Source organism: Kitasatospora cineracea (assembly GCF_003751605.1).
Taxonomy (GTDB): Bacteria; Actinomycetota; Actinomycetes; order Streptomycetales; family Streptomycetaceae; genus Kitasatospora; species Kitasatospora cineracea.
Window position 1 is genome coordinate 2,505,343 of record NZ_RJVJ01000001.1, and the last position, 12,134, is coordinate 2,517,476.

Below are 12,134 nucleotides of genomic sequence, written 5' to 3' on the forward strand. Positions count from 1 at the left end.
AGCACCCCCGCACCATGCCGATCGACGCGGTCACCAACGTCCCCCCGCCCGTCGCCGAGCCGCCCCGCGCGTACGCGCCGGGCAGCGCCGAACGGGCCCGGCTGGTGCGGAGACTGGACGAGCTGGCCGGGCGGCACACCTCGCTGCCGATGGTGATCGGCGGGGAGCGCCGGCTGGGCGGCGGCGAGCGCACCGAGCTGGTGCAGCCGCACCACCACGCGGCGAGGCTCGGCGTGCTGGGCAACGCGACGGCCGCTGACGTGCGGGCCGCGGTGGACGCGGCGCTGGCGGCGGGGGAGGAGTGGCGGCGGCTCGCGTTCGACGACCGGGCGGCGGTGTTCCTGCGGGCCGCGGACCTGCTGGCCGGGCCGTGGCGGGAGACCCTGGTGGCCGCGACCATGCTGGGGCAGTCGAAGGCGGTGCGGCCGGCGGAGACCGACGCGGCGTGCGCGCTGGCCGACCGCTGGCGCGGCGACGTGCACGCGGCCCGGCTGCTGCTGGCCGAGCAGCCGTCCTCGGGGCCGGGCGGGTGGGACCGGGCCGACCACCGTCCGCTGGAGGGCTTCGTCTGCGCGATCACCCCGTCCGACTCCACGGCGGATGCCGGGAGCCTGCCGACCGGGCCCGCGCTGCTGGGCAACACCGTGGTGTGGAAGCCCGCGCCCGCCCAGACCCTGGCCGCGCACCTGACGATGCTGCTGCTGGAGGAGGCGGGGCTGCCGCCGGGGGTGGTCAACCTGGTCACCGGTGACGGGCAGGCGGTCGCCGAGGTGGCGCTGCGCGATCCGGCGCTGGCCGGGCTGCACTTCGCGGGTTCGGCCGCGGCGTTCCGGCGGCTGTGGCGGGAGGTCGGGGTGAACGTCGCCCGCTACCGCAGCCACCCGCGGCTGGCCGGTGCGACCGGCGGCGGGGACTTCCTGCTCGCCCACCCGTCGGCGGAGCCGGCGGCGGTGCGCACCGCGCTGGTCCGCGGCGCCTTCGGGTACCAGGGCCAGGGGCGTTCGGCGCTGTCGCGGGCGTACCTGCCGCGCGGCCTGTGGCGGCGGATCCGGGACGACCTGCTGGGCGAGGTGGACGAGCTGCCCGTCGGCGACGTCACCGACCTGAGCAACTTCATGGGCGCGCTGATCGACGAGCGGGCGTTCAGCGCCGCGGTCGACGCGATCGGGCGGGCCGAGGCCGACCCGGCGGTGCAGCTGCTGGCGGGCGGCCAGTACGACGGCGCGATCGGCTGGTTTGTCCGGCCCACCGTGCTGCTCGGCGGCACCGACCGGTACGGCGGGTGCGCGGGGCCGCTGCTCGCGGTGCGGGTGTACGAGGACGCCCGCTGGGAGGAGGCGCTGGAGCTGGTGGCCGCCGACGCCCCGGACGCCCGTCCGGCCGGTGCGGTGTTCGTGCGGGAGCGGTCGGCGCTGGCCGGGGCGGTGGAGCGGCTGCGCTTCGCCGCGGGTGACCTGCGGGTCAACGGGGAGCCGTCCGGCGGCGGCGCGGCGGCCCCGGACCCGGCGCGCTGGACGTCCACCCGCTCGATCCGGGAGACGTTCACCCCGCCGACCGACTACGTCCACCCGCACATGGAGTGGTCACCCGAATGACGGACGGCGCAGCGGGCAGGCGTTGGACAAGGTGTCCAGGAAGGTTGGATCTTCCTGCGGGATTGTGCCTCGGTGTCCCCTGACACCTTCGTTTCGTCAGGCTAGGCTGACGACGTCGCCGGTTATCGGTCAGGCAGGCCAAACGTGCTGTCGTACCCGGGCGGAACGCGACTCATGCGTGCCGTGAGCGCTTTTCACCCCTCGCGTACGGGAGGATTGCCGACGGGGCCCGGCGGTGCACCCACAGTCATCACCGAGTCACGCAACGGCGCGCGACAGGAGCCAAACAGCCATGCAGACCAAGCTGGACGCAGCCAAGGCCGACCTGCTCAGGAAAGCAGCAGCAGCCGCTGAGAACAGCCAGGTGGGGGGAGCGGCGCCGGGGGAGGGTCTGAGCAACGGTGCTCTGGCCGCTTACCTGCACCACTACTACCTCCACACCGCCCCCGAGGACGTCATCAACCGGGACCCGGTGGACGTGTACGGGGCCGCGGCCTCCCACTACCGGCTGGGCCTCAAGCGCCCGCAGGGCACCGCCGAGGTCCGGGTGCACACCCCGACCGTCGAGGAGAACGGCTGGTCCTGCGGCCACACCGTGGTCGAGGTGGTCACCGACGACATGCCGTTCCTGGTCGACTCGGTCACCAACGAGCTGACCCGCCTGGACCGCGCCATCCACCTGGTCGTCCACCCGCAGCTCGCCGTGCGCCGCGACATCACCGGCAAGCTGCTGGAGATCCTCGACACCGACGCGTGCAACCGCGCCCAGGCCGCCGGCACCGAGTGGCCCGAGGACGCGGTGGTCGAGTCCTGGATGCACATCGAGATCGACCGCGAGACCGACCGCGACGACCTGCGCACCCTCGAAGCGGGCCTGCGCCGGGTGCTGGGCGACGTCCGCGAGGTGGTCGAGGACTGGTCGAAGATGCGCGACTCCGCGCTCCGACTGGCCGACGAGCTCGCCGAGGAGCCCCCCGCGCACCTGCCCGAGCAGGAGGTCGGCGAAGCCTGGGAGCTGATGCGCTGGCTCGCCGACGACCACTTCACCTTCCTCGGCTACCGCGAGTACGACCTGGTCCAGCACGAGGGCGAGGAGGTGCTCAAGGCGGTGGCCGGCACCGGCCTCGGCGTGCTGCGCGCCGACCCGCTCAGCCACGACACCGACCACCACCCGGTCTCCGAGGCGTTCGGCCGGCTCTCCGCCCCCGTCCGCGCCAAGGCGCACGAGAAGAAGCTGCTGGTCCTCACCAAGGCCAACAGCCGCGCCACCGTGCACCGCACCGCCTACCTCGACTACGTCGGCGTGAAGAAGTTCAACGCCGCCGGCGAGCCGGTCGGCGAGCGCCGCTTCCTCGGCCTGTTCTCCTCCGCCGCGTACACCGAGTCCGTCACCCGGATCCCGGTGGTGCGCCGCAAGGTCCAGGAGGTGATGACCGGGGCCGGCTTCTCCGGCGACAGCCACGACGGGCGCGACCTGCTCCAGATCATGGAGACCTTCCCGCGCGACGAGATGTTCCAGACCGCCGCCGCCGAGCTCCAGTCGATCGCCACCAGCGTGCTGTACCTCCAGGAGCGCCGCCGGCTGCGGCTGTTCCTGCGCCAGGACGAGTACGGCCGCTACTACTCGGCGTACGTCTACCTGCCGCGCGACCGCTACACCACCCGGATCCGGCTCGCCCTCACCGACATCCTCAAGACCGAGCTGAACGGCGACGCCATCGACTACACGGTGTACGCCACCGAGTCGGTGCTCACCCGCCTGCACTTCGTGATCCGGGTCGCCCCCGGCACCGAGCTGCCGCAGCTGTCCGACGCCGACATCGAGCGGATCGAGAACCGGCTCGCCGAGGCCGCCCGGTTCTGGATGGACGGCTTCAACGACCAGCTGGGCACCGAGTTCGGCGAGGAGAAGGCCGCCGAGCTGTCCCACAAGTACGCCAACGCCTTCCCCGACGGCTACCGCGCCGACTTCCCGCCGCGCACCGCCGTCGCCGACCTCAAGCAGATCGAATCCCTCACCGGCGAGGGCGACTTCCGGCTCAACCTCTACCAGCCGGTCGGCGCCGGCGACGACGAGCGCCGCTTCAAGATCTACCGGGTCGGCGGCCCGATCTCGCTCACCGAGGTGCTGCCCGTCCTGCAGCGCCTGGGCGTCGAGGTCCTCGACGAGCACCCGTACGCGCTGCGCCGCACCGACGGCACCACCGCCTGGGTGGTCGACTTCGGCCTGAGGCTCCGCGAGGGCACCGACCTCACCGAGGAGGACCGCGAGCGCTTCCAGGACACCTTCGCCGCCACCTGGCGCGGCGAGGCCGAGAACGACGGCTTCAACGAGCTCGTCCTCACCGCCAAGCTGACCTGGCGCCAGGCCGTGGTGCTGCGCGCCTACGCCAAGTACCTGCGGCAGGCCCGCTCCACGTTCTCCCAGGACTACATGGAGGACGCGCTCCGCAACAACACCCACACCACCCGGCTGCTGGTCAACCTGTTCGAGGCCCGGCTCTCGCCCAGCCACCAGTCCGGCAGCGAGGAGCTCACCGAGGGCATCCTCGAGGAGCTCACCGGCGCCCTCGACGAGGTCGTCTCGCTGGACGAGGACCGCATCCTGCGCTCCTTCCTGCACCTGATCAGGGCCACCCTGCGGACCAACTTCTTCCAGCACGACGGCGAGGGCCGCTGGCACTCGTACGTGTCGATGAAGTTCGACCCCAAGGCCATCCCCGACCTGCCCGCGCCGCGCCCCGCCTTCGAGATCTGGGTGTACTCGCCCAGCGTCGAGGGCGTCCACCTGCGCTTCGGCAAGGTCGCCCGCGGCGGCCTGCGCTGGTCCGACCGGCGCGAGGACTTCCGCACCGAGATCCTCGGCCTGGTCAAGGCCCAGATGGTCAAGAACACCGTGATCGTGCCGGTCGGCGCCAAGGGCGGCTTCGTCGCCAAGCAGCTGCCCGACCCGTCCCTCGACCGGGACGCCTGGCTCGCCGAGGGCATCGCCTCGTACAAGACCTTCATCTCCGCGCTGCTCGACATCACCGACAACCTGGTGGCCGGCGAGGTCGTGCACCCGGTGGACGTGGTGCGCCACGACGAGGACGACACCTACCTGGTGGTCGCCGCCGACAAGGGCACCGCGACCTTCTCCGACATCGCCAACGGCGTCGCCGAGCAGTACGGCTTCTGGCTCGGCGACGCGTTCGCCTCCGGCGGCTCGGCGGGCTACGACCACAAGGGCATGGGCATCACCGCCCGCGGCGCCTGGGAGTCCGTCAAGCGCAACTTCCGCGAACTCGGCGTCGACACCCAGTCCGAGGACTTCACCGTCATCGGCATCGGCGACATGTCCGGCGACGTGTTCGGCAACGGCATGCTGCTCTCCGAGCACATCCGGCTGGTCGCCGCGTTCGACCACCGGCACATCTTCCTCGACCCGAACCCGGACGCCGCGGCCTCCTACGCCGAGCGCCGCCGGCTGTTCGACCTGCCGCGCAGTTCCTGGGACGACTACGACAAGTCGCTGATCTCGGCCGGCGGCGGCGTCTACCCGCGCTCCGCCAAGGCCATCCAGCTCTCCGCGCAGGTCCGCGAGCGGCTCGGCATCGACGCCGCCAAGCTCACCCCCGCCGAGCTGATGAAGGCCATCCTGCAGGCCCCCGTCGACCTGTTCTGGAACGGCGGCATCGGCACCTACGTCAAGGCGTCCGCCGAGACCAACGCCGAGGTCGGCGACAAGGCCAACGACGCGATCCGGGTCGACGGCGGCGACGTCCGGGCCCGGGTGATCGGCGAGGGCGGCAACCTCGGCTGCACCCAGCTCGGCCGGATCGAGTTCGCCTCCACCGGCGGCCCGCAGGGCAACGGCGGCTGGATCGACACCGACGCCATCGACAACTCGGCCGGCGTCGACACCTCCGACCACGAGGTGAACATCAAGATCCTGCTCAACCAGGTGGTCGCCGACGGCGACATGACGGTCAAGCAGCGCAACACCCTGCTCGCCGAGATGACCGACGAGGTCGGCCACCTCGTGCTGCGCAACAACTACGCGCAGAACGTCGTGCTCGCCAACGCCGTCGCCCAGGCCGCCAGCATGGTCAACGTGCACTCCCGCATGATCAACCGGCTGGAGTCCAACGGACAGCTCGACCGGGCCCTGGAGTACCTGCCCACCGAGAAGCAGATCCGCGACCGCCAGCAGGCCGGCCGCGGCCTGTCCCAGCCCGAGCTGTCGGTGCTGCTCGCCTACACCAAGATCACCCTCGCCGACGAGCTGCTCGCCACCGACCTGCCCGACGACCCGTACTTCCGGGACGTGCTCCACGCGTACTTCCCCAGCGCGCTGCGGGCCCGGTTCGCCGAGCAGATCGACCACCACCCGCTGCGCCGCGAGATCATCACCACCCTGATCGTCAACGACACGATCAACCGCGGCGGCTGCACCTTCGCGTTCCGGCTCCGCGAGGAGACCGGCGCGACCATGGAGGAGATCGCCCGCACCCACGCCGCCGCCCGCGCGGTCTTCGGCCTTGAGCAGATCTGGGACCAGGTCGAGCGCCTCGACAACCAGGTCGCCGCCCGGGTCCAGACCAAGATGCGGCTGCACTCCCGCCGACTGGTCGAGCGCGCCACCCGGTGGATGCTCAACAACCGCCAGCCGCTGGACATCGCGGACACCATCGCGTTCTTCCACGACCGGGTCAACCAGGTCTGGGACGCGCTGCCCAAGCCGCTCACCGGCGAGGACCTGGCCTGGTTCGAGTCCGTCCACCAGGAGCTGTCCGCGGCCGGCGTCCCCGACGAACTGGCCACCCGCATCGCCGGCCTGTCCTCCGCGTTCCCGACCCTCGACATCGTCGGCGTCGCGGACCGCTCGGACACCGAGGTGATGGAGGTCGCCGAGCTGTACTACGACCTCGGCGACCGGCTCCAGATCAGCCACCTGCTCGACCGGGTCATCGACCTGCCGCGCACCGACCGCTGGTCCTCGATGGCCCGCGCCGCGATCCGCGAGGACCTGTTCGCCGCGCACTCCGCCCTCACCGCGGACGTGCTCGCCGCCGGGCCCGCCGGCTCCAGCCCCGAGGAGCGCTACACCGCCTGGGCCGCCCTCAACGGCACCCTGCTCAGCCGGGCCCGCACCACCCTCGACGACATAAGGGGTTCGGACAACTACGAACTCTCCAGCCTCTCCGTCGCCATGCGGGTGATCCGCACCCTGCTGCGCAACGGCCGCTGAGCCGGGGAAGTACGAGGCCGGGGGCCGGGAGCGACACGCGTCGCTCCCGGCCCCCGGCCGTTTGCGGCCGGGCCCGGCCCGGCAGGGCCACGTTCCCGTACCACCCCGAACCCGGCGGCCTGGTCGGCCGGGGCTCCGACCGGGACCACGGCGCCTGGTTCTTCCCCGCCCGGGGCCCCGACCCGGACCGCTGGCCGATCGCGGTGTGCAGCGACACCGGCCAGTGGTACGCGACCCGCGGCAGCTTCGACGCGTTCCTGCCGCGCTGCCCGGAGCGCCGGGACCACCCGCTCTTCCCGGACCTCACCTGGCCGCACCCCGAGCCCCGCCACCTGCCCCGCCCGGCCGGCTGAGGCTCAGTTCTCGGTGGCCCGCCGCAGCGCGGAGGCGAGCAGCGCCAGGTCGGTGGGGCCGTTGCCGAGCTCGCGGACCGGGCGGGGGGAGGGCGCGGCGCCGTGGTCCTCCAGGCGCTGGGCGACGACGGTGGGGCGCAGCGTCGCGGTGCGGGGGATGCGGCCGCTGACCCGGGCGCCCTGGAAGGCGGTGACCGCGCCGTCCGGGCGGCGCAGGTAGCCGCGGCCGGGGGTGGTGCCGGGGAGCGCGGCGGCGTCCGGGAGGTGGACCAGCAGGTCGGAGTCGCCGGGCTGCTCGGTGCGCAGGGCGATCCGCAGCTGCGCGCACTCGTCGAGCTCGGTGCCGGCGGTGCTCTCGGGCGAGCCGGTCGCGGCGATCACGTGCACGCCGAGCCGGGCGCCGTGCACCGCGACGGCGGCCAGCGCGCGGGCCAGCGGGCGGCCGCCGGGGGAGGCGGGGCCGAGCAGCGCGTCGTAGTCGTCGACCAGGACGACCAGCCGGGGCGGCGCGGCGTCGGCGGCGGGGGGCGGGGGCGCGTCGGGGGAGCGGCGCGGCTCGACCACCCGGACCTGCGGGGCGGGGTCGGCGGCGGGGCCGCCGACCAGGGCGGGGGTCTTGGCGAGGGCCCGCCGGGTGTGCCAGTCGGTGAACGTGAGGCCGTCGAACAGGGCTTCGCGGTGGGCGAGTTCGTCGGTGAGGCGCTCGGCGGCGAGCAGTGCGCCGCGCGGGTCCTCGGCGGCGTTGACGTGGCCGGTGACGTGCGGGAGGTCGGTGCAGCCGGCCAGGCCGCCGTCCTCGGCGCGGTCGCCGTCGACCGTCAGCAGGGCGAGCCGGTCGGGCCGTTCGGAGACGGCGAGCGAGGCGGCGAGGCTGCGCAGCAGTTCGGACTTGCCGGAGCCGGGGCCGCCGCCGATCAGCAGGTGGTCGCCGTCCTCGGCGAGGTCGACGGCGCAGTTCTCCTCGCCGCCGGCGCCGCGGGCGGTGCCGAGCAGGGCGGTGGCGCCGCCCGCCCCGGCGGGCAGGGCCTGCCAGCTCTCGGCGAGCCGGGCGGGGGAGAGCGACTCGGAGCGCAGCAGGTCGAGCAGGCGCAGCGCCTCGGGCAGCGGGCCGCGCGGGGAGGTGCCGGTGTCGGCCTCGGTGAGCGGGGCGAGGGTGCGGGCGAGCCGTTCGGCCCAGGCGGGGGAGACCGCGTCGAGGGCGACGTCGGTGAGGCGCTCGCGGGTGCCGTTGGCCGGGCGGTCGAGGGTGAGGCGGGTGGAGACCTCGCCGGTGACGGTGCCCACGGCGCCCAGGCCGGTGGGGAGTTCCTCGGGCGCCCCGGCCAGGCAGAGCGCGAAGACGCCGGCCGCGGGGCCCTGGCGCAGCAGCAGGGCGAGGGCGTGCCGGCCGGCCTCGGTGCCGGGGTCGCCGTCGACCAGGACGACGGTGGCGGGCGGGCCGGGGGTGGCGGCGGCGAGCTCGGTGAGCCGGGCCTCGGCCTGCTCGGGGCCGAGGCCGTAGAGCAGCCGGCAGGCCTGGCCGTGGGCGGGGCGCAGGTGCGGGAGCCACTGGGCCCAGGCCCAGTCCTCGGCGGGCAGCCCGGCGGCGACGATCACCAGGGCGAGGCCGCTGGGCGGGTGCAGGGCGGCGAGCTGGGCGAGGGCGGCGCGGGCCAGGCCGGTGAGGCGGTGGCGCGGGCCGGCCAGGCCGAGGCTGCCGGCGGTCTGCAGGTCGACGGTGACGGGGACGGCGGGCAGCAGGGCGCCGGGGGCGGCGCCGGGGCCGGCGGGCAGGTCGGCGGTGCCGAGCCGGAGGGTGAGCGCGTCGGGGTGGTCGGGGCCGCGCTCCCACAGCCGGGGGCCGGTGCCGAGCGCGGTGAGCAGCAGGGCGGCCGGGTCGGGCCAGCGTTCGCGCTGGTTGGCGGCCTGCCGCAGCCGGGCGGCGTCGTGCTGGCGGCCGCCGTCGGGGGCGGGCGCCTCGGCCTTGCCGCGGCGCAGCCAGCGGCCGCCGCGCCCGGTGGCGGGGGCCTGCTCGGGCTCGGGCGGGCCGGGCGGCAGCGGCGGGCGGCCGGGGGCGGTGCGGGCGCCGGTGGGCGGGGCGAGCCGGAGCCGGCCCTCGCCGTCGGGGGTGGTGGGCCGGGCCGGGGTGTCCGCGGTGCGGGCGAGCTGGAGGGTGGACTCGCCGATCCGCAGCAGGGCGCCGGGGGCGACGTCGGCGGACTCCTCGTGCAGCCACTGCTCGTCGAGCCGGGTGCCGTTGGTGGAGCCGAGGTCCTGGACGGTGGCGCGGCCGTCGGCGGCCAGGTGCAGGGCGAGGTGCAGGCGGGAGACGTCGGGGTCGTCGAGCGGGACGTCGGCCTCGGCGGAGCGGCCGATCCGGATCCGCTCGCCGTGCAGGCGGTGGACGCCGCCGGCGTCGGGGCCGCCGACCACCCGGAGCTCGGCGGCGGGGCGCTCGTCGGCGCCCTCGGCGTCCGGGTCGGGCTCGCCGAGGGCGAGCACCGCGCCGTCCACCAGCGGGGGGTGGCCGAGCGGGGTCTGCTCGTCCAACCGCCGTTCCCCGTCGTAGAGGTGGACGTGGGTGGCGGAGCGGGGGCCGCGGACGCCGACCGCTCCGGCCAGCGCGGTGGCGACGGCGCCGAGCGCGGTGCCGTCCGGCGCGGTGACCAGTACGTCGGCGGCGCTGCCGGCGCCGCCGGGGGCGGCCGGGCCGCTGCGCGGTCGAAGGACGGTGAGCCGGATCTGCATCTCGCCCGGGGTCCCTTCTGCACACGTGTGGTGCGTGCCATCCTGCCACTCGGGACGGACAGTCCGCGCACGGTACCGGATTTGACGATCTTGCGATCATCGCCATGGTGAATCCGACGGGGAGTCAGGTCAAGGAGCCCCGGACGCCCGCCCGGCCGACAGCGCGCGGCCCGGCCGGGCAACGCCTCGGAAACCCGCTCGGGCACCGTTAGAGTTGCCGAAATACGGGAGCCCGCCCGCCCGGGCGGACTCCCCAGGCCCCGGCGCCGTTCACGGGAACGGGGGAGTGCCGGAACGCGGCCCCGGCAGCGGGCGCCGGGTGACCGAACGGAGTGCACAGGTGCGGCCTGTCGGCAGCAAGTACTTGCTCGAGGAGAGCCTCGGACGCGGAGCGACCGGCACGGTCTGGCGCGGCCGGGTGCGCGAGGACGCCGCCGTGCCGGGCCTGCTGCCCGGCCAGGCGGTCGCGGTGAAGGTGCTGCGCGAGGAACTCGCCGCCGACCCGGATGTGGTGATGCGCTTCCTGCGCGAGCGCTCCGTCCTGCTCCGGCTGACCCACCCCAACATCGTCCGCACCCGCGACCTGGTGGTCGAGGGCGAGCTGCTCGCCCTGGTGATGGACCTGGTCGACGGCCCCGACCTGTACCGCTACCTGCGCGAGTCCGGCCCGCTGTCGCCGATCGCCGGCGCCCTGCTGATGGCCCAGATCGCCGACGCGCTGGCCGCCAGCCACGCCGACGGCGTCGTGCACCGGGACCTCAAGCCCGCCAACGTGCTGCTGGCCACCCTCGCGGTGGACGGCGACGAGCGGATGCACCCGATGCTCACCGACTTCGGCATCGCCCGGCTCGCCGACTCCCCGGGCATCACCCGCACCCACGAGTTCGTCGGCACGCCCGTCTACGTCGCCCCCGAGTCCGCCGACGGCCGCCCGCAGACCGCCGCGGTGGACGTCTACGGCGCCGGCATCATGCTGTACGAACTGGTCACCGGCCGCCCGCCGTTCCAGGGCGACAACCCGCTGGCGGTCCTGCAGGCCCACCTCGCGCAGGAGCCGCAGCGCCCCCGCACCATGCCCGAGCCGCTGTGGACGGTGGTCGAGCGCTGCCTGCGCAAGGACCCGGCCCAGCGCCCCACCGCCGTCTCGCTGGCCGGGGCGCTGCGGGTGGTCGCGGCCGGCGTCGGGGTGCACTCCTCCCCGGCCGCGGTGGACGCCGCGCTGGCCGTCGGCGACCTGCTGGTGCCCGACCCGGCACTGGCCGCCCCCGCCGGCGCGCACGACGCCACCCTGGCCGGCGTCGGCTACGACCCGGCCGCCGCCACCCAGGTCATGGCGCACCAGCCGCCGGTGCCCGGCACCGAGGACCGCACCCAGCTGATCGCCCCGCAGCCGCCCGCCGCCCCGCCCGCGGAGCGCACCCGGGTGATGCCCGCGGTGCCGCCCGCCCCCGAGCAGGCCCCCGCCCAGCCGGAGGGCCCGCACCCCTGGCAGACCCAGCTGCGCGCCGCCCGGGACCGCAACGCGCAGACCCGGATCGGCTACTTCGAGCCGGACGGCCCCGGCGAGCCGCAGGTCGCCCCGCGCCCGTACCAGGCCGGCCAGCAGCACCCGCAGCAGGGCGGCGGCTACCCGCAGCCGGGCCCCGGCGGCCGCCCGCCGGTCGCCCCGCCGCCCTACCAGCGGCCCGCCCAGGACGGCCGCTACGCTCCGCAGCAGGGCCCGTACCAGCCCCAGCAGCCGCAGCAGGGCGGCCACCCGCAGCAGGGCCGGGGCGGCCGTCCGCCGGTCGCCCCGCCGCCGTACCAGGCGCAGCAGCAGCACCAGCAGCCGGCCGGTTACGGCGGGCAGCCGGGCTACGAGGCGCCGCCGAACTACGGCGCCCCGCAGCGCCGGGCCGAGCCGTCGGCCCCGCAGCGCCGCCCGGAGCCGGAGCCGCCCCGCGAGCGGGAGCGCGAGCGCGAGCCGCGCCGGCGCAGCCCCAACCGGATGCGGATCCCCGGCCTGGGCTGCCTGAAGGGCTGCCTGCTGGTGCTGGTGGTGCTGGCGGTCGGCTGCCTGGCGCTGTGGAACTTCACGCCGCTGCCGCACTACTGGGACAACGTGGTCGGCTGGTACGACTCGGCCCGGAACTGGGTCACCAGCCATACCTGACAGCGGAATTGACGCTTTGTCGACAATCCCGCGAAATTCCCCCGGATCGGTACCCCTCCGGGGGCCCTCCGCGGCCC

5 protein-coding genes are annotated in these 12,134 nt (G+C 75.1%); 4 read left to right on the plus strand and 1 reads right to left on the minus strand.

Annotated elements, in window-relative coordinates:
• Nucleotides 1-20: 20 nt before the first annotated feature.
• From EDD39_RS11530 to EDD39_RS39480, 3 genes are all read left to right on the plus strand, one after another.
• Nucleotides 21-1,595, plus strand: coding sequence for an aldehyde dehydrogenase family protein (locus EDD39_RS11530; protein ID WP_123560338.1), 1,575 nt, complete (start codon nt 21-23; stop codon nt 1,593-1,595).
• 292 nt (nt 1,596-1,887) lie between these two features.
• Complete coding sequence (locus EDD39_RS11535; protein ID WP_123555359.1) at nt 1,888-6,825, plus strand: NAD-glutamate dehydrogenase; 4,938 nt, start codon at nt 1,888-1,890, stop codon at nt 6,823-6,825.
• Nucleotides 6,826-7,028: 203 nt separating this feature from the next.
• Complete coding sequence (locus tag EDD39_RS39480; protein WP_162869996.1) at nt 7,029-7,178, plus strand: hypothetical protein; 150 nt, start codon at nt 7,029-7,031, stop codon at nt 7,176-7,178.
• A 3-nt stretch (nt 7,179-7,181) separates the two neighbouring features.
• Here EDD39_RS39480 and EDD39_RS11540 read toward each other — a convergent pair whose 3' ends face one another.
• Nucleotides 7,182-9,905 carry an FtsK/SpoIIIE domain-containing protein gene (locus EDD39_RS11540; protein WP_123555361.1) on the minus strand — a complete coding sequence of 908 codons (2,724 nt, stop codon included), beginning with the start codon at nt 9,903-9,905 and terminating at the stop codon, nt 7,182-7,184.
• Between the two features lie 340 nt (nt 9,906-10,245).
• Between EDD39_RS11540 and EDD39_RS11545 the strand changes: the two genes are divergently transcribed.
• Nucleotides 10,246-12,057, plus strand: a complete 1,812-nt coding sequence (locus tag EDD39_RS11545; RefSeq protein WP_123555363.1) for a serine/threonine-protein kinase — start codon at nt 10,246-10,248, stop codon at nt 12,055-12,057.
• Nucleotides 12,058-12,134 lie beyond the last annotated feature (77 nt).